Genomic DNA, 20,637 nt, shown 5'->3' with positions numbered 1-20,637 from the left:
GATGGGGTGCCTTGCGCAGCGAAATAAAGGAGGAGGCCGCAGGCCGGGGGACATTCGCGGAGCAAGGTACCCCGTCGGCGGGAGCGCACCCCGAATGCCTTCCAGCGCGGCAAACAAAACCACAGTCCCTCATCTCAATCGCGCGCAATTTCAAGCCGAACCTGCGCCGCATGCAGCAGGTCAGCAAAAGGCGCAGGCGGCACCGCGTCGGTAAAGAGTCGATCGATCTGCGACAGCGTACCCAACTGGATCATCGCCGGCCGGTTGAACTTGCTCGCGTCCGCCGCAAGCCATACCTCGCGCGCCTGCGCGATGATGGTTTGCGCCACCTTCACTTCGCGCAAGTCGAAGTCGCGCAGCGAGCCGTCGGCCTCGATGCTCGATACGCCGATCAGCGCGATGTCGACCTTGAACTGCCGGATGAAGTCGATGGTGGCCTCGCCCACGATGGCGCGGTCGCGCGGCCGCACCGAACCGCCTGCCACGATCACCTCGCACGAAGTGTTGCCGCTCAGGATGGTGGCCACGTTCAGGTTGTTGGTGATCACGCGCAGGCCCGTGTGGCGCATCAGCGCCTTGGCAATGGCCTCGGTGGTGGTGCCGATGTTGAGGATCAGCGAGCAATCGTTGGGCACCAGTTCGGCCACGCGCTGCGCAATGCGCGCCTTGCCTTCTGCATGCAGCGTTTCGCGCTGCTGGTAGCCGATGTTCTCGGTGGTGGAGCTCGGCACGCGCACGCCGCCATGAAAACGCGTGAGCAGCCCCTGGTCGGCCAGCCGCTGCACATCGCGCCGCACCGTCTGCAGCGTAACGCCGAGCATGTCGGCCAACTGTTCGACGGTGACGGAGCCGCGCGTGCGCACGGTATCGAGAAGATTGATCTGGCGCGGATTGGAGTTCACAAAAGCGTCGTGGAGAACGGGAAGACTCTCAGGAGAGTACAGGCCGTACCACTTTAAAACGAAAGAAAACGAACCCGACTAAGGGAAAACTCGGGGGAAAATCGCGTCAAAAGGAATCCAAATGAAAAGACGCGAAAATACAATGGCGCCCTCCCGTGACCGAAGTCACGAACTTACGGGCCCATCTTCTGTGAGCGATTTCTCCTCCAATTCGCCTCTGCCGGCAACCGATTGCGATGTGCTGATCGTCGGCGGCGGCATCAACGGCTGCGGCATTGCGCGCGACCTGGCGGGCCGGGGCTGGCGCGTGGTGCTGTGCGAAAAGGACGATCTCGCCTCGCACACGTCTTCCTCGTCGACCAAGCTCATCCACGGCGGGTTGCGCTACCTGGAGTATTACGAGTTCTCGCTCGTGCGCAAGGCGTTGCAGGAGCGCGAAGTGCTGCTCAAGAGCGCGCCGCACATCATGTGGCCGCTGCGCTTCGTCATGCCGCACGATCCTTCGATGCGGCCGGCCTGGATGATCCGCATCGGCCTGTTCATGTATGACCACCTCGCCAAGCGCGAAGTGCTGCCCGGCTCGCGCAGCATCGATCTGAGCAGCCACGCGGCCGGCGCGCCGCTCAAGCCGCAGTTCAAGCGCGGCTTCGTCTATTCCGACGGCTGGGTCGACGACGCGCGGCTGGTGGTGCTCAACGCCATCGACGCCAGGGCGCGCGGCGCCGAAGTGCTTACGCGCACGCGTTGCGTTCATGCACAGCGCGACGCCGACGGCTGGACGGCCACGCTCGAAGCCGCGGACGGCGGCATTCGCGTGGTGCGTGCCCGCGCCGTGGTCAATGCCGCGGGCCCGTGGGCGGAATCGTTCCTGCGCGGCGTGGCGCAGTCGGCCAAGGGCGAGGCGCTGGCCACGCGGCATCTGCGGCTGGTCAAGGGCAGCCATATCGTGGTGCCGCGCCTGTTCGACCACGACCATGCCTACATCTTCCAGAACCCCGACAAGCGGATCATCTTCGCGATTCCCTATCAGGACGAGTTCACGCTGATCGGCACCACCGACATCGAGCTGAACGGCGACGATCCCGGCGCGGCACGCATTGCCGAGGAAGAAATCGCGTACCTGTGCATGCAGGCGAGCCGCTATTTCGAGAAGCCGATCAAGCCGGCCGACGTGGTCTGGACCTATTCGGGCGTGCGCCCGCTGCTCGACGATGCGTCGGGCGACCCCTCTGCCGTCACGCGCGACTACATGCTCGAATCCAACACCGCGGCCGCGCCGCTGCTGTCGGTGTGGGGCGGAAAGATCACCACCTTTCGCAAGCTGGCCGAAGACGCGGCCGACGAGGTCGGCAAGATGCTCGGGCAGTCGAGCGCGCAGCGCCCGGCATGGACCGACGGCGCATTCCTCGCGGGCGGCGATCTTTCCGCATGGATTGGCGCCGCAACGCGGCCCGACGACGACTTCGAGCGCTTCGTGATTGCCGTGCAGGCCCGCTACGCATGGCTCGACGCCAGGCTTGCGCGGCGTCTCGCACGCGCCTATGGTGCGCGCGTGGCCGAGCTGCTCGGCAATGCCCAGTCCATGGCCGACATGGGCGATGCCGTGGCGCCGGGGCTTCACGAGCGCGAACTGCAGTTTCTGCAGGAAAGCGAATGGGCCATGAGCGCCGACGACGTGCTCTGGCGCAGGTCGAAGCTCGGGTTGCGCTATACGGCCGAAGAGCGCGCGCAGGTGGCCGACTGGCTGCAGGCACGCGCAAGGAACAACCCCAACATGATCAACGGGAAGCGCTGATGCAATTGACTCTGGAGCGCGTCACCAAGAAGGTCGGCGCGCAAACATGGCTCTACGAGCAGAGCATCGCGCCGAGAAGCGGCGCGGTCACCGTGCTGCTGGGCGCCACGCAGGCCGGCAAGACCAGCCTGATGCGGCTCATGGCAGGGCTGGACACACCCAGCACGGGCAAGGTGCTGGTCGACGGCAAGGATGTGACCGGCATGCCGGTGCGCGAGCGCAACGTCGCCATGGTGTACCAGCAGTTCATCAACTACCCGTCGCTCAAGGTGGCCGACAACATCGCCTCGCCGCTCAAGCTGCGCGGCGAGAAGAACGTCGATGCCAGGGTGCGCGAACTGGCCGACAAGCTGCACATCGGCATGTTCCTAGACCGTTTACCGGCCGAGCTCTCGGGCGGGCAGCAGCAGCGCGTGGCGCTGGCCCGTGCGCTGGCCAAGAACGCGCCGCTGATGCTGCTCGACGAGCCGCTGGTCAACCTCGACTACAAGCTGCGCGAAGGCCTGCGCGAGGAACTGACGCAGCTGTTTGCAAGCGGCGATTCCACCGTGATCTATGCGACCACCGAACCCGGCGAGGCGCTGCTGCTCGGCGGCTACACGGCGGTGATGGACGCCGGCGAGCTGCTGCAATACGGACCGACGGCCGAGGTGTTCCACGCGCCGCAGTCGCTGCGCGTGGCGCGCGCCTTCAGCGATCCGCCGATGAACCTGCTGTCCGGCACCGCAACGGCCGGCCGCGTGCAGCTCGCGGGCGGCCCGGCGCTGGCGCTGGCCGTGCCTGAGAACGTCTCGGGCGCGGTCACCGTCGGCCTGCGTGCAAGCGCATTGAATGTCGGCGCGGGGGAGGGCGACATCGCCTTGCCCGGCAAGGTGGAGCTGGCCGAAATTTCAGGTTCCGACACCTTCGTTCACGTCGATACGGCAGTCGGCGAACTGGTGGCGCAACTCACCGGCGTGCACCGCTTCGAATTGGGCGCGTCGATCACGCTGTACTTCAGCCCGTCGCAAGCCTATGTGTTCGATGCCGGCGAGAAGCTGGCGCTCGCGCCGGCATGGCGCAAAGGAAACTAGTCATGGCACGCATCGATCTCGATCTGGCCCACGCCTACCGCGCCAACCCCACGCAGGACAGCGACTATGCGCTGCTGCCGCTGCAGATGAGCTTTCGCGACGGCGGCGCCTACGCCTTGCTCGGCCCCTCGGGCTGCGGCAAGACGACCATGCTCAACATCATTTCCGGCCTGCTGGTACCTTCGCAGGGCACGGTGAAGTTCGATGGCCGCGACATGACCCGCGCCACGCCGCAGGAACGCAACATCGCGCAGGTGTTCCAGTTCCCGGTGATCTACGACACCATGACCGTGGCCGAGAACCTCGCGTTCCCGCTGCGCAACCGCAAGGTGCCTGAAGACCAGATCAAGAAGCGCGTCGGCGAGATTGCCGAAATGCTCGACATGAGCGGCCAGCTGAACCAGCGCGCGGCGGGCCTCGCGGCCGATGCCAAGCAGAAGATATCGCTCGGCCGCGGGCTGGTGCGCAGCGACGTGTCGGCCGTGCTGTTCGACGAGCCCCTCACGGTGATCGACCCGCACCTGAAGTGGCAGCTGCGCCGCAAGCTCAAGCAGATTCACCGCGAGCTCAAGCTCACGCTGATCTACGTGACGCACGACCAGGTCGAGGCGCTCACCTTCGCCGAAGAGGTGGTGGTCATGACGCGCGGCAAGGCCGTGCAGGTGGGCAGCGCCGAGGCGCTGTTCGAGCGGCCGGCCCACACCTTCGTCGGACACTTCATCGGTTCGCCGGGCATGAATTTTCTGTCGGCGACAAGCGCGAACGGCGCGCTCGAGGTGGCGGGCACGCCGCTCGTGCCGACGCGCCAATTGCCCGACGGTGCGCTCAAGCTCGGCATCCGGCCCGAATACCTGCGGCTGGTCGAAGCGCGGGCGCAAGGCGCCGTGCCCGCCACCGTCACGCAGGTGCAAGACGTGGGCACCCACGCCATGCTGAGCGCCGACGCCGGCGGCAGCGCGCTCAAGGCACGCCTGCATGCCGACGCTCCGCTGCCGGCCGTGGGAGAAACCGTCTGGCTGCGCGTGCTGGACACCCACACCTGTTACTACCGCGACGAGGAGCTGGTTGCATGAAGAACGCATCGCAACAAAGCCGCGTCAACCCCATACCGAAGGTGGAAGCCCCATGGACGCCGTGAACAAACCCATCAACCAGAAGGCCTGGTGGCTGGTGCTGCCGGTGCTGATCTGCGTCGCCTTCTCGGCCATCGTGCCACTGATGACGGTGGTCAACTACTCGGTGCAGGACATCATCTCGCCCGAGCGCCGCGTTTTCGTCGGCACCGAATGGTTCGCCGCCGTCATGCGCGACGGCGAGCTCCATGCAGCGCTCTGGCGCCAGCTCGGTTTCTCGCTATCGGTGCTCGCGGTCGAGATTCCGCTGGGCATTGCGCTTGCGCTCTCGATGCCGGCCACCGGATGGAAGTCGTCGGCGGTGCTGGTCGTGGTGGCGCTGTCGTTGCTCATTCCATGGAACGTGGTCGGAACCATCTGGCAGATCTACGGCCGCGCCGACATCGGCCTCTTGGGCCATGCGCTGCAGAAGATGGGCATCAACTACAGCTACACCGGCGACGCCACCGACGCGTGGCTCACCGTGCTGATGATGGACGTGTGGCACTGGACGCCGCTGGTGGCGCTGCTGTGCTTTGCGGGCCTGCGTTCGATACCTGATGCCTACTACCAGGCCGCGCGGATCGATGGCGCCAGCAAGTTCGCGGTGTTCCGCTACATCCAGCTGCCCAAGATGCGCGGCGTGCTGATGATCGCGGTGCTGCTGCGCTTCATGGACAGCTTCATGATCTACACCGAGCCCTTCGTGCTGACCGGCGGCGGGCCCGGCAACGCGACGACCTTCCTGAGCCAGTACCTCACGCAGAAGGCGGTCGGCCAGTTCGATTTGGGTCCGGCGGCGGCTTTCTCGCTGATCTATTTCCTGATTATTTTGCTGTTGTGCTTCATCCTCTACAACTGGATGCAGCGCGTCGGTACCCAGAAGGCGGAGGTGGAGCAATGAACGAGCGCAGATTCCGCAAGCGCAGCATCTTCCTGCTGCTCTACATTCTTTTCGCGCTGTTGCCCATCTACTGGATGGTCAACATGAGCTTCAAGACGAATGCCGAAATTCTTTCGAGCTTCTCGTTCTTTCCGCAGCAGTTCACCTGGGCCAACTACACGCGCATCTTCACCGACGCGTCCTGGTACTCGGGCTATATCAACAGCCTGATCTACGTGGGCATCAACACGGTGATTTCGCTGACCGTGGCGTTGCCGGCGGCCTATGCGTTCTCGCGCTATTCGTTCCTGGGCGACAAGCACGTGTTCTTCTGGCTCCTGACCAACCGCATGACGCCGCCCGCGGTGTTCCTGCTGCCGTTCTTCCAGCTTTACAGTACTGTCGGGCTGATGGACACGCACCTGGGCGTGGCGCTCGCGCACTTGCTGTTCAACGTGCCGCTGGCAGTGTGGATTCTGGAAGGCTTCATGAGCGGCATTCCGCGTGAGATCGACGAAACCGCCTACATCGACGGCTACAGCTTTCCGAAGTTCTTCATCCGTATTTTTCTGCCGCTGATCAAGGCCGGAGTGGGCGTTGCGGCCTTCTTCTGTTTCATGTTCAGCTGGGTGGAACTGCTGCTGGCGCGCACGCTGACCAGCGTCAACGCCAAGCCGATCGTCGCGACCATGACGCGCACCGTGAGCGCCTCGGGCATGGACTGGGCTACGCTTGCGGCCGCCGGCGTGCTGACCATCGTGCCGGGCGCCATCGTGATCTGGTTCGTGCGGCACTACATCGCCAAGGGCTTTGCGATGGGGAGAGTCTGAAATGTTTGCCTGGATGTCCTGGACCACCCCGGTGGCCGTGTTCTTCATCTGCATCGCGCTGATGCTGGTCGGCATGACGGTGTGGGAGCTCAAGTCGCCCACCACGGTGCGGCGCGGCTGGCTGCCGATCGAGACCACGCGCGGCGACCGTTTGTTCATCGGCCTGCTCGCCGCGGCCTACATCAACCTGATTTACATCGGTCTCGCGGAATGGGCAAAGACCGCGATGACCCTGCAGGCCGAGCCTTCGATCTGGATCGGCTTTGTGTTTTCGATGCTGGTGCTCGCGCTCATCATGCGCAAGGGCTAGCTCGCTCGCGTACTCCGGCAATTCGGCCCGGTGCTTCCCCGGGGCCGAGGTGATACAGCCGCACACGGGGAAGCGAAGGAACGAGGAGATAAACCATGAAGTTGCGCTACACCGCGCTCGCGGCCGCTATGGTGCTGGCACTGTCGGCCTGCGGAAAGAAGGACGAGCCTGCGGCCCAGGCTCCAGCGAGCACTCCGGCACCCGCCCAGGCCCCTGCAGCAGCCGCTCCGGCGGCGGCACCGGCAGCAGCACCCGATGCGGCCGCCAAGTGGATCGACAGCGAATTCCAGCCGTCGACGCTCAGCAAGACGCAGCAAGCCGAGGAACTGAAATGGTTCGTCGACGCCGCGGCGAAGCTCAAGACCAAGGGGGTGACCGAGATCTCCGTGGTCTCCGAAACCATCACCACGCATGAATACGAGTCGAAGACGCTCGCCCGCGCCTTCGAGGAAATCACCGGCATCAAGGTGAAGCACGACCTGATCCAGGAAGGCGACGTGGTCGAGAAGCTGCAGACCTCGATGCAGTCGGGCAAGTCGATCTACGACGGCTGGATTTCCGACTCCGACCTGATCGGTACCCACTACCGCTACGGCAAGATGATGAACCTGACCGACTACATGGCCGGTCCGGGCAAGGAGTTCACCAACCCAGGCCTCGATGTTGCCGACTTCATCGGCACCAAGTTCACCACCGCTCCGGACGGCAAGCTCTACCAGTTGCCCGACCAGCAGTTCGCGAACCTCTACTGGTTCCGCGCCGACCTGTTCGACCGTCCCGAGCTGAAGGAAAAGTTCAAGGCCAAGTACGGCTATGACCTGGGTGTGCCGCTCAACTGGAGCGCCTACGAGGACATCGCCGAGTTCTTCAGCGTCGACGTGAAGAACATCGACGGCAAGCCGATCTATGGCCACATGGACTACGGCAAGAAAGACCCGTCGCTGGGCTGGCGTTTCACCGATGCATGGCTCTCGATGGCCGGCACCGCGGACATCGGCATTCCGAACGGCGTGCCGATCGACGAATGGGGCATTCGCGTGGCTGACGACAAGTGCACGCCCGTGGGCGCGGCCGTGTCGCGTGGCGGCGCCACCAACTCGCCGGCTGCCGTGTATGCGCTCACCAAGTACGTGGACTGGATGAAGAAGTACGCGCCGCGCGAGGCCACCGGCATGACCTTCGGCGAAGCGGGCCCGGTGCCCGCCCAGGGCCAGATTGCGCAGCAGATCTTCTGGTACACGGCCTTCACGGCGGACATGGTCAAGCCCGGCTTGCCGGTGGTCAACGCCGACGGCACGCCCAAGTGGCGCATGGCCCCGGGACCGAACGGCCCCTACTGGAAGCAGGGCATGCAGAACGGCTACCAGGACGTGGGTTCGTGGTCGTTCTTCAAGGGCCATGACGAAAACAAGACCGCGGCAGCCTGGCTGTATGCGCAGTTCGTCACCTCCAAGACGGTGTCGCTCAAGAAGACCGTCGTGGGCCTGACGCCTATCCGCGAATCGGACATCAAGTCGCAGGCAATGACCGACATGGCGCCCAAGCTGGGTGGCCTGGTCGAGTTCTACCGCAGCCCGGCGCGCGTGGCGTGGTCACCGACCGGCACCAACGTACCCGACTATCCGAAGCTCGCGCAGCTCTGGTGGAAGAACGTGGCCGAGGCCGTCACCGGCGAGAAGACGCCGCAGAAGGCAATGGACACGCTGGCCGACGAGATGGACGACGTGATGGCTCGCCTGGAACGCGCCGGCATGGACAAGTGCGCGCCCAAGCTCAACCCGAAGGGCGACCCCGCCAAGTGGCTGAGCGACCAGCACGCCCCCTGGAAGAAGCTTGCCAACGAGAAGCCGAAGGGTGAAACCATCGAGTACAACAAGCTGCTCACGGCCTGGAAGGAAGGCAAGGTGCGCTGACCCTTCAGCGTTCTCTCTAGCCTCTCAAGAGCCGCGCCCCAAAGGCGCGGCTTTTTTTCGTCTCATTCGTGGGATCGGCGCGACGGCATGACCAATGGCAGATGCGTCAGGCGTATGGTTGGCTTACATTCGACGGCCCTCGTTTCGCCCCACAAGTGACCTCAAGCATTTCCAGCCCCGCCGCGCGCCTCAAACGTGTTCTGGTGATCCACTACTCGCAGACCGGCCAGCTTGGCAGCGTCGCCGAGCAGATCGTTGCGCCGCTCAGGGCCGACCCGGGAATCTCCGTGCACGTCGAAACGCTGCGTCCGCAGGCGGATTTCCCGTTTCCCTGGCCGTTCCTGACCTTCTTCGACGCCTTTCCCGAGTCGGCGCACATGAGGCCGCCGCAGCTGGCGCCGCTCTCGCTCACGGGCGACGAGCACTTCGACCTGGTCATCCTGCCGTATCAGGTCTGGTTCCTGGCGCCGTCGCAGCCGATCGTCGCCTTCCTGAAGCATCCGCTGGCGAGCCATCTGCTCAGGGGCAAGCCCGTCGTCACGGTCATCGCTTGCCGCAACATGTGGCTGCTGGCGCATGAAAAGCTCAAGGGCCTGCTCGATGCCGTGGGCGCGCGCCTGATCGACAACGTGGTGCTGACCGACCCCGGGCCGACGCTGGCCACTTTCTTCACCACGCCGGCCTGGCTGATCTGGGGCCGCAAGCGTGGCTTCTGGGGCATGCCCGACGCCGGCCTCAGCGCCGGGCAGATCCGGGGTGCGGGCCGTTTCGGCCGCGCGCTGCGCGAAGCGCTCCACAACGACCTGGAACGCGGGCCGCAGCCGCTGCTCGCGGGCCTGGGCGCCGTGAGGGCCGATGCACGGCTCCTGATCAGCGAGAAGGCCGGCACCCGCAGCTTTTTCCTCTGGGGCAAGTTGATCATGGCCGCGGGGCGGCCGGGCGCGTGGCAGCGCAAGCCCTTGCTGCTGCTCTACGTGGTCTTCCTTCTCGTGCTCATTGTCACGGTCGTCCCGGTGAGCTTGACGCTCCAGGCTCTGCTGCGGCCGTTGTTCAAGGGGTGGCTGACTAAAATGACGGCTCATTTCGAGCGCCCGTCGGGCTCGGCCACGGACCGTTCCCCCCTCTATGACGACTGATGTCTTCCTGACCCGCACTGCCGCGTTCCTGCCCTTTTCCCCGGTCAGCAATGAAGACATCGAAGACGTCCTGGGTCGTATCGGCGGCAAGGCTTCGCGCGCGCGGCGGCTGATTCTTCGCAGCAACGGCATCCAGTCGCGCCACTACGCGATCGACCGGGCCACCGGCCGGCTCGCCATGAGCAATGCGCAGCTCACGGCTTCCGCCATCCGGGCGCTGGGCGACGATATCGGCCCGGTGGATTGCCTCGCCACCGGCACGTCGCTGCCCGACCAGCTGATGCCCAACCACGCAGTCATGGTGCATGGCGAACTCGGCTGGCCGCGGCTCGAGGTGGTGGCTTGCGCGGGCATCTGCCTGGCGGGCACCACGGCGCTCAAGCATGCATGGCTCTCGGTGCGCGCTGGCGATGCGCGCCGTGCCGTGGCCACCGGCTCCGAACTGGCTTCGGCCGTGATGCGCGGCTCCCGGTTCGAAGCCGAGCTGGAGCACAAGCTGCAGGCGCTCGAGGAGCGGCCCGAAATCGCTTTCGAAAAAGACTTTCTGCGCTGGATGCTCTCCGACGGCGCCGGCGCCGTGCTGCTCGAGCGCGAGCCGCGCGGCCCGCTGTCGCTGCGCGTGAAATGGATCGACCTGTCTTCCGCCGCGCACGAGCTGCCGGTGTGCATGTATGCGGGCGCCGACAAGAACGCCGAAGGCGGACTGGATGGCTGGGCGCGCACCGCCCCGGAAGACTGGCAGCGCGAGTCGACCTTCGCCGTCAAGCAGGACGTGCGCCTGCTCAACGAGAACATCGTTCGCGCCACGCTGGGCGAGCCGCTGGCGGCCATCGTCGAGAAGCGCGGCCTGAAGGCTTCAGATGTCGACTGGTTCCTGCCGCACCTGTCGTCCAGCTACTTCGTCGAGCCCGTGAGCCGCTGCCTCGAAGCCATGGGTTTCGCGATTCCGCGCGAGCGCTGGTTCAGCAACCTGGCGACCAAGGGCAACACCGGGTCGGCATCGCCCTACATCATGCTCGACGAACTGTTCCGTTCGGGCCGCATCAAGCCCGGCCAGAAGCTGCTGATGTTCGTGCCCGAAAGCGGCCGCTTCTCCAGCGGCTTCATCTACCTGGAAGCCATCTAGCCATGGACCTCGACGCTGTGCCTCAAGAAGGCAATGCCACCCTCGACGGCCACGCCAAGCTCATGTACGCGCGCGACGCGCAGGGCCGTGTCGTCACCACCCGGTCGCGCGGCTGGGAGGCGGAAGAAATCGTCACCAGCCATGCAGTCGATGTGCTGGTCGAGCGGGCGCAAGCGGCCAGAGAGCGCGTGACCCAGGGGCTCGCGTCGCCGCTCGAATACTGGATGTACGAGCGCCGCATGGACGTGGCGCTGCTCTCGCAGACCAGCGGCTTCTGGCAATGGCGCGTGCGGCGCCACTTGAAGCCGAAGCACTTCGCTGCGCTGACCGCGAAGCACCTGGCGCGCTATTCGGAGGCGCTGGGCCTGCCCGTTTCCACCTTGCAAGGCCTGCCGTGAAATTCGAACATCAACAAGCGGCGCATTGCGAAAGCGGCGTCATCTCGAACCTGATGCGCCACCACGGCGCGCCCATGACCGAGAGCATGGCGCTCGGCCTTTCGTCGGCGCTGTCGTTCGCCTACCTGCCGTTCATCAAGCTGTCGGGCCTGCCGCTCATCTCCTACCGCATGCCGCCGAAGGCCATCATCAAGGGCCTGCTGGCACCGATGGCCGCGCGCTTTCGCTTCGAGACTTTTCGCAGCCCCGAGGCCGGTGCACAGCGCCTCGACGCCTTGCTGGCCGACGGGCAGATCGTGGGCTTGCAGACCTCGGTCTATTGGCTGCCGTACTTTCCGCCCAACATGCGCTTTCACTTCAATGCGCACAACCTGCTGGTGTACGGCAAGGACGGCGACGACTACCTGATCAGCGACCCGGTGTTCGAGGAACCGGTACGCTGCGCCAGCGCCGACCTTTCGCGCGCGCGCTTCGCCAAGGGCGTGCTCGCGCCCAAGGGCCTCATGTACTACCCGCAGGCCATCGAACGAAAGACGGTCGACGCTGCATCGGTGACAAAGGCCATCCGCAAGACCGTGCGCAACATGCTCGCGCCCATTCCCATCGTCGGCGTGCGCGGCATGCGCACACTGGCCAAGCGCATGCAGAAGCTCTCGCCCGGCGATCCGCGCAGTGTCGATTTCATCGGCCATGTGGTGCGCATGCAGGAAGAAATCGGTACCGGCGGGGCGGGCTTCCGCTTCATCTATGCCGGCTTTTTGCAGGAGGCGGCGCTACTGCTCGACAAACCGCAGCTGCAGCAGATGTCCGAACGGCTCATCGCCATCGGCGACGGCTGGCGCGCTTTCGCACTCAAGGCGGCGCGCATGGTGAAGGGCCGCGAGCCGGTCGATCCTGCCGCGCTGGCTGGCAAGCTGCGGGAGCAGGCGCAGCAGGAAGAAACCTTCTTTCGCGACCTCAAGGCCGCTGTCGCCTGAGATGGGACCTCGCTTTTCGGTTCGTAGCGTTGTGCGTGGGGTGCGTTGTTCAGGGGGCGCTCCCGCCGACGGGGTACCTTGCTCCGCGAATGTCCCCCGCCCTTCGGGCTCCTCCTTTATTTCGCTGCGCAAGGCACCCCATCGACGTGAGCGTTGTTCAGAGCGGTGGTTGATCGGGCGGAACAAGCGCAGCGCCCGGTGTGCACAGGGCATCGGGTGCTCCCCGCAGCGAAATAAAGGAGGAGGGCGAAGCCCGGGGGACATTCGCGGAGGGGAGTACCCGGTGGCCTTTGCACACGCCCTGGAACAGCGGCGTCCCCAACGAGCAACCACTACATGCTCGAACTGAAGAACCTCAGCTACCGCTACCCGCATGCAGACGCACCAGCGTTGGCCGACGTCTCGCTCGCGGTAGCCAGAGGTTGCGTGATGGGTTTGCTGGGGCCCAACGGCGCAGGCAAGACCACGCTGATCTCGCACCTGTCCGGGGCGCTTGCGGTGCAGTCGGGCGAGATCCGCATCGACGGCCAGCCGCTGCAGCAGGTGCGCGCCAAGGCGCCCACGCGCATTGCAGTCGCGCCGCAGGACCAGGCCTTTTATCCGATGCTCACGGTGGCCGAAAACCTCGCATGCTTTGCCGCTGCCGGCGGACTTTCCGGCGCGCGCAAGAAGGCGCGCATCGAAGCCTGTACGCGTTTCTCGCAACTCGAACAGTTCGCGGGCGTGCGCGCCGAGCGCCTCTCGGGTGGGCTGAAGCGACGGCTCAACCTTGCGATTGCGCTGTTGCCGGAGCCTGAGTTGATGCTGTTCGACGAGCCCACCGTGGGTGTCGATCCGCAATCGCGCGCCTTCATTCTCGACGCCATCAAGAGCCTGGCACAGCAAGGCGCGGCCGTGATCTATGCCTCGCACTACATGGAAGAAATCGAGGCCATCGCCGACCGCGTCGCTATCCTCGACCACGGCCGCGTGCTGCGCGAAGGCGCGCTTGAAGAGCTGTTGTCGAAGAGCGCGATGCTGCTGACACTGGCCGCCGACGGGCTCAATGAGGCGATGCTCTCGCGCTTCGGCACGGTGGAGCCCGGCGGCGTGCATTGGCGCGTTCACCTGCATGAAGGCACCGGCCCCGGTCCTGTGTTGCAGGCCCTGGAAGCCGAAGGCATCGAGGTGCGCCATGCGGAGTTCGGCCGCCACGACCTCGAGCAACTCTTCATGGCGCTCACCCACCGCTCGCTGCGCGACTGAACATACCACCATGCTCTTTGCGCTCATCAAGAAGGAACTGCTGGCACTCGTGCGCGATTTGCACGGGCTGGCGGCGCTGTTCCTCATGCCGATGGTCTTCATCGTGTTGATGTCGCTCACGCTCAAGGACATTTACCGCCCGCCATTGGCCGAGTTGAGCTATGCCGTGGACATGCGCGATACCGAAACCCCGGCGCAGTGGCTGCAGCAGATCTGGCAGCGCAGCCACGGCGCACCCAAGGCGCTCGATGTCGATTGGGAAGCCCAGTTGCGCAGCGGCGCGCTCAAGTACGTCATCGTGCTGGAGCCGGGCCTTTCGGCGGAGCTCGAATCGGCCGCGCTCTCGACCAAGGCGCACGTCCGTTTGCTGACCGAGCCGGGCATCGACGCGAATCTGTTCAACGCCCTGCGTGCCGAACTCGTTGGCGCGTCCGGCGAACTGAAGGCCCGCCTTGCGCTCGCGGTGCCTGGCACGTCCGGGCCGCCGCCGGGCGCCTCGATCCAGGCACTGGTGAATGCCGAGCGTTATTCCACCGCCGGACCGCGGCCCACCTCGGTGCAGCAGAACGTGCCGGCATGGCTGGTGTTCGGCATGTTCTTCGTGGTGGCATCGCTCTCCAGCCTTTTCGTGCAGGAGCGCAGCTCGGGTGCGCTGGGCCGGCTGCGCAGCCTGGGCGTGTCGCGCTTCATGCTGCTGGCGTCGAAAGCCTTGCCCTATCTTGGCGTCAATGCGCTGCAGGCCGTGTTGATGCTCGCTGCCGGCATCTGGCTGATGCCCTTGATCGGTGGCGATGCGCTTTCGCTCGCCGGCATTCATTGGGGCGCATTGGCCCTGGCGCTGGCGGCCGTGAGCCTGGCCGCGGTGAGCCTGTCGCTCGCGCTGGCCTGCGCGGTGCGCAGCCATGCGCAGGCCGCGACCATCGGGCCGATGGTCAACGTGCTCATGGCGGCGGCTGGCGGCATCATGGTGCCGAAGTTCGTCATGCCGGGCTTCATGCAGCGGCTGGTCGAAATTTCCCCGATGAACTGGGGGCTGGAGGCACTGCTTACTGTGCTGCTGCGCGGCGGCGGCGTGGCCGACACCTTGCCGCAGGTCGGCCGGCTCGTGGTGTTTGCGGCCGCCATGTTTCTGCTCGCCGTCTTCTTGTTTCGCAGGCCCGCATCGTGACCGACTCCGTATCCGCTGAATTCATCGCCAGCCTGAAGGCCATGGTGCTCGAGGCCGTCGAAAAAGACGCGCCGCCGGGCGGCCTTGGCGACGACGAACCGCTGTTCGGGCCCGAGGCCCGGCTCGACCTCGACTCGCTCGACGCCCTGCAGGTGTCGATGACGATCCAGCAGCGCTTCGGCGTGCGCATGCCCGACAGCAAGGAAACGCGCCGCGCACTCACGTCAATCGCGCATCTGGCGAACCACCTGGTGCAAGCGGGCAAGGCATGAGCGTTGAGGGCGTGTATGTTGCCGGCATGGGCCTGGCCTGCGCGCTCGGCAACGATCTTTCATCTTCCGTGGCCGCACTTGCGCGCGGCGGTGTGCAGCCCACGCCGGTGGCCGTTTCGGAAAGCGTGCAGTGGCCCGTCTACAAGCTGCCGCCCCAGGATGGCAGCTGGACCGAACGCCTGGAGCGCATCGTGCGGAACGTGGCGGCGCAGGCGGGCGAAGGAGCGGGACGTTCATGTCCGCTCTTCGTTGCATCGTCCTCGCTGGACATCGGCCACATGGAGCGCGAAGTACAGGACTTGCGCCTGGGCGGCGATCTTCAGGACTTTGCCGGCCTCGTGGCCCGCGCGCTCGATTGGCAAGGGCCGGTATTCACCGTCTCGACGGCCTGCACCTCGGCGCTCAATGCCGTGTTGGCAGGCTGCGACCTCATTCGAAGCGGGGAGGCCGACGAGGCGCTGGTGATCGGTGCCGAGCTTGGCAACCGCTTTACGGTGGCCGGCTTCGGCGCCATGCAGCTGCTGTCGCCCGAGAGCGCGCAACCCTTTGGTGCCGGGCGCAGCGGGCTGGTGCTCGGCGAGGCGGTGGCCGCATTGCGCCTCAGCTCGCGCCCTGCGCGCTGGCGCATCGCGGGTGGTTCCAACGTGGTCGATGGGCGCAACCCCTCGGGCACTGAAGCCGGCGCGGTGATCGCCATGTGTCATGAGGCCCTGGCGCAGAGCGGTCTCGGCACCCAGGACATCGACCTGATCAAGGTGCAGGCCGCGGGCAGTCCGGTCAACGACGCCATCGAGGCGCAGGCGCTGAAGCAGGTCTTCGACGCGCTGCCGCCGCTGGTGTCGCTCAAGTCGCTGATCGGGCACACGCTGGGTGCGTCAGGGGCTGCCGAGCTGGCTTTGCTGGTTGCCTGCATCGAAGCCGGGGCCTGGCCGTTGGCCGGCTATGCCATCGACGATGAGCTCGGCATTGCATTGAGCACGCAGGCACCCGCGAGGCTGCGCAACATGCTGCTCAACGTGGTGGGTTTCGGTGGCGGGCATGCCTCGCTGGTGCTGCAGGATTGCACGGCATGAGCGCCGCGCCGGGCCGCCCCAAGCAAGCTCGCTCCCGCTTGGCGGGAAGGCGCGTAGCGCCAAGGGTGCGCCCATGAGCGCCCATCTCACGGAGGCGTGGCGCATCGCCGCGCACTTCACCGCCGACCCGCTGCCGGCGGATTGGCGCGATCAGCTCGCGCATCGGCTCGGCCGCCGGCCGCGGCGTGTCGGCCTCTGGACCGAGCTCGCGATGTACGGGGCACGCCGCTGCCTCGACGAAGCGGGCGAGGCGGCTTTGCCGGCCGGAGCCCGGCTGCGCGTGTCGAGCATGCGAGGTGCCTGGGGCGCCACGCATGCGGGTTTGGCGCAGCTCGACGCAGGGGCGCTGATGCCGTTCACCTTCATGCAGAGCCAGCCCGCGCTGATGCTGGCGGAGGTCGGCCGTTGCCTTGAATGGCAAGGCGACGCGAGCTTTGCGCTGTGCCGCGATCCGCAGCAGCTGCTGCGGCTTTCGCGAGTCGGCGCCGGAAGCGCCGGCTTGCTGGTGGGCGTGGTGGAGGAAGAGCGCAACGGCGAAAGGCCGCGTTCCGAATGGTGGCGGCTGGTGCCGGCCTGAAACGCCGCAGACTCGCCCGCGGGGTGGCTGAATCAGCCCGACGCCGCGATCGATCGAGCCAGGTTGGCGCGAGCTTGTGCTTCGAGCAGCGCATGCATTCGCGGCGTGGCATAGATCGCCTCCCGCGCCAGGAAACGCTGCAGGATCGCGCGGCGGCGCGGCAGGCGAACCTCGTCGGGCACGAAGGCGTATTCGGCGTGCACTTGCCGCTCGTACTCGTCGAACCGTGCGCGCTCGGCACCGAGGATCGACAGGTCGATGTCGATCAGCAGTTCGGCGTCGTGGCCCTCGGGCACAGCGTCGTGCCGGGTGGCCATCACCAGCGAATGCACGCGCTCGGCCGCTTCTTCCGGAGCGCCATGTTCGAGCATTGCACTTCGCGCCCAGTCTGCACTGCGAGCCTCGTTGTCGTGCGCATGCACGTCGTAGATGGCGTCGTGAAACCACAGCGCGAGCGCGACTTCGCCGGGGCGCTCGGCCAACTCTTTCTCGCGCTCGAACCATTCGAGGCATTCGCCCAGGTGCTGAAGGGTGTGATAGTGGCGCTGCGGCTCGCTGTAGCTGTGCTGCAGTTCGATGCACAGCGCTTCGTCCGCGCGGGCGATGCCCACCGCCCGCCAGGCGGCATTCCAGTTGGCCAGCAGCGCCTCGGGCGTCACGGGGCTATTGCTCCATGGCGGCCTTGACCTCCTGGCCAAGGTCGAGCACCGACATTGCGTAATAGCTGCTCCAGTTGTAGCGCGTGATCACGTAGAAGTTGCGCGTGCCGGCCACATAGATCGGCGGTGCGTCGGCGCCGTTCTGCAGCTCGACCAGCGCGAGCAGGCCCTTGTGGCGCAGGCCGTCGCCCTCCGGAACCGCGCCGGCCGCCACGAAGCTGTCGGTGCTGAAAGTCGGCAGGATGTCGGGCGCGAGAAGCAGCGGCTTCTTGAGGCGCTCTTCCTCGAAATGCACCGGATAGACCGCCGGCATGCCGGGCGTCCAGCCGAAGGCCTTGAAGTAGCTGGCGACAGAGCCGATCACATCGGCGGTGTTGTCGACGAGGTCGATGCGGTTGTCGCCGTCGAAGTCGACCGCGTACTTGGCAATGCTGCTCGGCATGAACTGCGGCATGCCCATGGCGCCCGCATAGCTGCCCACGGGCACCAGAGGGTTCTCGGACGTGCGGCTTTCGGTGCTCAGAAAGCTCTCGAGCTCGCCGCGGAAGAAGGCTTCGCGCTCGGCCGCGCGCGGGTGCGCCTGCGGAAAATCGAACGACAGCGTGGCCAGCGCATCGATCACGCGGAAGTTGCCCATGTTGCGGCCGTAGATGGTCTCCACTCCCACGATGCCCACGATGATTTCCGGCGGCACGCCGTACACCTGCTCAGCCCGGGCGAGCGTGTCGGCGTTGTTGCGCCAGAAGCGTACGCCGGCAGCGATGCGCGTCGCATCGATGAAGCGGCTGCGATAGGCCTGCCAGTTTTTTACCGAGCCGACGGGGCCCGGCAACATCAGGCGCGGCACGTTCGGCAGGAAGCGGGCGCTGCCGATGGTGGCGCGCACCCAGTTGCGGTCGAGGCCGCGGCGCTCGGCCACCTCGTCGGCAAAGCGCATGGCATCGTCGCGCGTGGCGTAGGGCGTGCTGCCGCTCACGGTTTTTACGCTTCGGGCGTTGGACGCTTTCTGGGCGTGCGCCCCCGTGGACCATGCGCAGCAGGCGGCGAGCAGGGCAAGAGAAACGGCGCGGAACGGCGCGGGAAGAAAAGATCGCATGGGTGCGATTGTGCCGCCCGCCCGCGGGCGCCCCGCGCGCGGGCTCGCTGGCTTTCAGCGCTTGGGGTTCGGCTCAGGCCAGTCCAGCCGGCGGAACTCGCTGCGCAGCGCCGCGAGCGAAGCGGGGGAGGTCTTGGCATAGCGCTGGGCTTCCAGCTTCAGCAACCAGTCGCGCACCGCTTGCGCGGCCGGGCCGAAACGAGCCTCGGCTTGCGCGGCCATCTGGCGCGGTGGTGCTGTTTCCGCCACCTTGAGCCCGGCCTTTGCGAGGCGCGTGCGTGCCTGGCCCAGCAGGCGCAGCCAAGGGTCGTGCTGGCTGCGTTCCCACAAGGTCCACGCCGCGCCGGCGAGGCTGGCGCCCACCAGCAGGTAGAGCAGCACATACGCCAGGTCTTCGAGGCTCGGTGCTTCGAAGCCGAGGCTCTTCAGCAGGTTGAGCTGGCGGCTCTGGGTGTAGTTGAGCACCCACTGGTTCCAGCTGTTGTTCACGGCCTCCCACGCAGCGCGCACGTTCTGTGCGAGCGTGGGGCTCATCGCGCCGATGGCACCGGCGAACAGGCCCGGCTGCGGCGCGAGCCGTTGCAGTCGGCCCACCCGGCCCGGCGACACCGCGGCCGTGGGATCGACGCGCACCCAGCCCATGCCCTCTTGCCAGACCTCGGTCCAGGCGTGCGCATCGCTCTGCCGCAGCACCCAATAATTGTCGACGCTGTTGAGTTCGCCGCCCTGGTAGCCGGTCACGATGCGTGCCGGAATGCCCAGCCCGCGCATCAGCACCACGAAGGCCGAGGCGATGTGCTCGCAGAAGCCTTGCTTGCGGTCGAACCAGAACTCGTCGGCCGTGTTGCTGCCGTACACGCCGGGCTCCAGCGTGTAGGTGTAGCCGCCGGTGCGCAGCCGCTGCAGCGCGGCACGCACGAAAGCCGGCGTATCGGCATTGGCCAGCGCGGGCTCGGCGCGCATTTCTGCGGCGAGTGCGGCGGTGCGCGGGTTCAAGCCCGGCGGGAGCGCAAGGTAGGACCGCAGCGCGGCGGTTTGCCGGGTCGGGCCGCTCAGGAACTGCGTATAGCTTTCGGCGCGGTAGCGCACGAGGTCGGAAACGGGCCGGTTCGCGAGCCATTGCAGGTCGGGCGTGCCCATGACTTCGAAGCCCGGCGCCTCGGGCGGGTTTTGCGCGGCATCGAGCGTGAGCAGCCAGGGGCGGTGGTTGGGCTCGAGCGTGATCTCGTAGCGCACCGGAGCGCCGCTGGTGCGCAGGTTGGCCGACGATTGCGCGCCGCGCGCCCAGGGCGGCAGCGCTGTCCACTCGCGCCCGTCGAACTGCGTCAGCACCGGGCCGCGAAAGTACATCTGGCTTTGGGGCGGCGCGCGGTCGTTGTCGAACTTGATGCGTGCCGCAATGCTGTCGTCGAGCGCCAATTCGGCAATGGTGCCCACGCGCATGGTGTTCGACAGGCCCGTGCGGCCGGCCATGGCGTCGCCGGGCGTGCCCCACAGCGGCGCGAAGCGCGGGAACAGCAGGAACAGCGCGAGCATGATCGGCGCGCCCAGCAGGGCCATCCAGCTGGCGGTGCGGGCCGCCTGCATCAGCGGCGGCTTGCCCACCGGCATGTGCGCATTGACCAGCGCGGTGAGCAGGCCCAGCAGCGCAAGCAGCATGGTGATCGCAGTCATCAGCGACTGCGAGTAGAAGAAGTTCGTGAGCATCGCGAAGAAGCCCAGGAAGAAGATGACGAAGGCGTCCCTGCGCGCGCGCAACTCCAGTGTCTTGAGGGCCAGCAGAATCACGACCAATGTGACCCCCGGGTCGCGGCCCAGCAACGTGCGGTGGGTGGCGAAGGTTGCGGCCACCGTCAGCACCAGCAGGCCCACACGCGCCCACTTGCCCGGAAGCGGGCGGGCGTCGACCGCCAGCGTACCGCGCCACACCAGCACCATCGCGGTGATGGCGGTGCACCACCAGGGCAGGTTCTCGGCCTGCGGAAGGACGATCAGCGCAATGACCGCGAGCAGGAACAGCGTGTCCCGGGCGTCTCTCGGCAGCGCCGCGATTTCCCGCGTGAACTTGTTCATGCGCGGAACCCCCGGCGGA

The 20,637-nt window shown here is 66.3% G+C and carries 20 protein-coding genes; 16 read left to right on the top strand and 4 right to left on the bottom strand.

The window, feature by feature from the left end; translation table 11 throughout:
- Positions 1–134 precede the first annotated feature (134 nt).
- Positions 135–902 carry a DeoR/GlpR family DNA-binding transcription regulator gene (locus ABIC94_RS24995; protein ID WP_354375686.1) on the bottom strand — a complete coding sequence of 256 codons (768 nt, stop codon included), beginning with the start codon at positions 900–902 and terminating at the stop codon, positions 135–137.
- Positions 903–1,023: 121 nt separating this feature from the next.
- Here ABIC94_RS24995 and glpD point away from each other — a divergent pair, with 121 nt between their 5' ends.
- From glpD to ABIC94_RS24915, 16 genes are all read left to right on the top strand, one after another.
- Positions 1,024–2,697, top strand: coding sequence for a glycerol-3-phosphate dehydrogenase (gene glpD / locus ABIC94_RS24990; protein WP_354375685.1), 1,674 nt, complete (start codon positions 1,024–1,026; stop codon positions 2,695–2,697).
- Positions 2,697–3,770 (top strand): ABC transporter ATP-binding protein, encoded by a 1,074-nt coding sequence (locus ABIC94_RS24985; RefSeq protein WP_354375684.1) that lies wholly within the window; start codon positions 2,697–2,699, stop codon positions 3,768–3,770. The genes glpD and ABIC94_RS24985 overlap by 1 nt, the downstream gene beginning before the upstream one ends.
- 2 nt (positions 3,771–3,772) lie before the next feature.
- The gene (locus ABIC94_RS24980) at positions 3,773–4,843 is read left to right on the top strand and encodes an ABC transporter ATP-binding protein (RefSeq protein ID WP_354375683.1); all 1,071 of its coding nucleotides are present in this window, start codon (positions 3,773–3,775) and stop codon (positions 4,841–4,843) included.
- A gap of 52 nt (positions 4,844–4,895) precedes the next feature.
- Complete coding sequence (locus ABIC94_RS24975; RefSeq protein WP_157614645.1) at positions 4,896–5,786, top strand: carbohydrate ABC transporter permease; 891 nt, start codon at positions 4,896–4,898, stop codon at positions 5,784–5,786.
- Entirely contained in the window at positions 5,783–6,595 is an 813-nt protein-coding gene (locus ABIC94_RS24970; protein ID WP_337314586.1) for a carbohydrate ABC transporter permease, read from the top strand. The genes ABIC94_RS24975 and ABIC94_RS24970 overlap by 4 nt, the downstream gene beginning before the upstream one ends.
- A gap of 1 nt (position 6,596) precedes the next feature.
- Positions 6,597–6,905, top strand: a complete 309-nt coding sequence (locus tag ABIC94_RS24965; protein WP_354375682.1) for a DUF2160 domain-containing protein — start codon at positions 6,597–6,599, stop codon at positions 6,903–6,905.
- A 95-nt stretch (positions 6,906–7,000) separates the two neighbouring features.
- Positions 7,001–8,818 (top strand): ABC transporter substrate-binding protein, encoded by a 1,818-nt coding sequence (locus ABIC94_RS24960; protein WP_354375681.1) that lies wholly within the window; start codon positions 7,001–7,003, stop codon positions 8,816–8,818.
- 155 nt (positions 8,819–8,973) lie between these two features.
- Positions 8,974–9,954, top strand: coding sequence for a dialkylrecorsinol condensing enzyme (locus ABIC94_RS24955; protein WP_354375680.1), 981 nt, complete (start codon positions 8,974–8,976; stop codon positions 9,952–9,954).
- Positions 9,944–11,080, top strand: a complete 1,137-nt coding sequence (locus ABIC94_RS24950) for a beta-ketoacyl-ACP synthase III (protein ID WP_354375678.1) — start codon at positions 9,944–9,946, stop codon at positions 11,078–11,080. Before ABIC94_RS24955 ends, ABIC94_RS24950 begins: the two co-directional genes overlap by 11 nt.
- A gap of 2 nt (positions 11,081–11,082) precedes the next feature.
- Complete coding sequence (locus tag ABIC94_RS24945) at positions 11,083–11,478, top strand: hypothetical protein (protein ID WP_354375677.1); 396 nt, start codon at positions 11,083–11,085, stop codon at positions 11,476–11,478.
- A complete protein-coding gene (locus ABIC94_RS24940) occupies positions 11,475–12,455 on the top strand; it encodes a BtrH N-terminal domain-containing protein (RefSeq protein WP_354375676.1) in 981 nt (326 codons plus the stop codon). Before ABIC94_RS24945 ends, ABIC94_RS24940 begins: the two co-directional genes overlap by 4 nt.
- A 336-nt stretch (positions 12,456–12,791) precedes the next feature.
- Positions 12,792–13,700, top strand: a complete 909-nt coding sequence (locus ABIC94_RS24935) for an ABC transporter ATP-binding protein (protein ID WP_354375675.1) — start codon at positions 12,792–12,794, stop codon at positions 13,698–13,700.
- A 10-nt stretch (positions 13,701–13,710) separates the two neighbouring features.
- The gene (locus tag ABIC94_RS24930; protein ID WP_354375674.1) at positions 13,711–14,868 is read left to right on the top strand and encodes an ABC transporter permease; all 1,158 of its coding nucleotides are present in this window, start codon (positions 13,711–13,713) and stop codon (positions 14,866–14,868) included.
- Positions 14,869–14,909: 41 nt separating this feature from the next.
- Positions 14,910–15,140, top strand: a complete 231-nt coding sequence (locus tag ABIC94_RS24925) for an acyl carrier protein (protein ID WP_436318093.1) — start codon at positions 14,910–14,912, stop codon at positions 15,138–15,140.
- Entirely contained in the window at positions 15,137–16,213 is a 1,077-nt protein-coding gene (locus ABIC94_RS24920) for a beta-ketoacyl synthase N-terminal-like domain-containing protein (protein WP_354375672.1), read from the top strand. Before ABIC94_RS24925 ends, ABIC94_RS24920 begins: the two co-directional genes overlap by 4 nt.
- A gap of 73 nt (positions 16,214–16,286) precedes the next feature.
- On the top strand, positions 16,287–16,790 hold the full coding sequence (locus ABIC94_RS24915) for a hypothetical protein (RefSeq protein ID WP_354375671.1): 504 nt from the start codon (positions 16,287–16,289) through the stop codon (positions 16,788–16,790).
- A gap of 32 nt (positions 16,791–16,822) precedes the next feature.
- Here ABIC94_RS24915 and ABIC94_RS24910 read toward each other — a convergent pair whose 3' ends face one another.
- Genes ABIC94_RS24910 through ABIC94_RS24900 form a run of 3 tightly spaced genes read right to left on the bottom strand, consistent with a single transcriptional unit; the run spans position 16,823 to position 20,618 of the window.
- A complete protein-coding gene (locus tag ABIC94_RS24910; protein ID WP_354375670.1) occupies positions 16,823–17,449 on the bottom strand; it encodes an HD domain-containing protein in 627 nt (208 codons plus the stop codon).
- A gap of 4 nt (positions 17,450–17,453) precedes the next feature.
- Complete coding sequence (mltB, locus tag ABIC94_RS24905) at positions 17,454–18,545, bottom strand: lytic murein transglycosylase B (protein WP_354375669.1); 1,092 nt, start codon at positions 18,543–18,545, stop codon at positions 17,454–17,456.
- A 54-nt stretch (positions 18,546–18,599) separates the two neighbouring features.
- Positions 18,600–20,618, bottom strand: a complete 2,019-nt coding sequence (locus ABIC94_RS24900) for a DUF3488 and transglutaminase-like domain-containing protein (protein WP_354375668.1) — start codon at positions 20,616–20,618, stop codon at positions 18,600–18,602.
- Positions 20,619–20,637 lie beyond the last annotated feature (19 nt).

This window comes from Variovorax paradoxus, assembly GCF_040544635.1.
GTDB classification, from domain to species: Bacteria; Pseudomonadota; Gammaproteobacteria; order Burkholderiales; family Burkholderiaceae_C; genus Variovorax; species Variovorax paradoxus_R.
Note: the sequence above shows the minus strand (reverse complement) of the source record. Positions and strands in the feature narration are given on the sequence as shown.

Bases quoted from the DNA above. Each gene is read 5' to 3' on its own strand.
- ABIC94_RS24920 (WP_354375672.1), top strand. From the start codon at position 15,137: ATGAGCGTTGAGGGCGTGTATGTTGCCGGCATGGGCCTGGCCTGCGCG.
- ABIC94_RS24970 (WP_337314586.1), top strand. From the start codon at position 5,783: ATGAACGAGCGCAGATTCCGCAAGCGCAGCATCTTCCTGCTGCTCTAC.
- ABIC94_RS24915 (WP_354375671.1), top strand. From the start codon at position 16,287: ATGAGCGCCCATCTCACGGAGGCGTGGCGCATCGCCGCGCACTTCACC.
- ABIC94_RS24980 (WP_354375683.1), top strand. From the start codon at position 3,773: ATGGCACGCATCGATCTCGATCTGGCCCACGCCTACCGCGCCAACCCC.
- ABIC94_RS24935 (WP_354375675.1), top strand. From the start codon at position 12,792: ATGCTCGAACTGAAGAACCTCAGCTACCGCTACCCGCATGCAGACGCA.
- ABIC94_RS24960 (WP_354375681.1), top strand. From the start codon at position 7,001: ATGAAGTTGCGCTACACCGCGCTCGCGGCCGCTATGGTGCTGGCACTG.
- mltB (WP_354375669.1), bottom strand. From the start codon at position 18,545: ATGCGATCTTTTCTTCCCGCGCCGTTCCGCGCCGTTTCTCTTGCCCTG.
- ABIC94_RS24950 (WP_354375678.1), top strand. From the start codon at position 9,944: ATGACGACTGATGTCTTCCTGACCCGCACTGCCGCGTTCCTGCCCTTT.
- ABIC94_RS24900 (WP_354375668.1), bottom strand. From the start codon at position 20,618: ATGAACAAGTTCACGCGGGAAATCGCGGCGCTGCCGAGAGACGCCCGG.
- glpD (WP_354375685.1), top strand. From the start codon at position 1,024: ATGAAAAGACGCGAAAATACAATGGCGCCCTCCCGTGACCGAAGTCAC.
- ABIC94_RS24965 (WP_354375682.1), top strand. From the start codon at position 6,597: ATGTTTGCCTGGATGTCCTGGACCACCCCGGTGGCCGTGTTCTTCATC.
- ABIC94_RS24985 (WP_354375684.1), top strand. From the start codon at position 2,697: ATGCAATTGACTCTGGAGCGCGTCACCAAGAAGGTCGGCGCGCAAACA.
- ABIC94_RS24925 (WP_436318093.1), top strand. From the start codon at position 14,910: ATGGTGCTCGAGGCCGTCGAAAAAGACGCGCCGCCGGGCGGCCTTGGC.
- ABIC94_RS24975 (WP_157614645.1), top strand. From the start codon at position 4,896: ATGGACGCCGTGAACAAACCCATCAACCAGAAGGCCTGGTGGCTGGTG.
- ABIC94_RS24945 (WP_354375677.1), top strand. From the start codon at position 11,083: ATGGACCTCGACGCTGTGCCTCAAGAAGGCAATGCCACCCTCGACGGC.
- ABIC94_RS24930 (WP_354375674.1), top strand. From the start codon at position 13,711: ATGCTCTTTGCGCTCATCAAGAAGGAACTGCTGGCACTCGTGCGCGAT.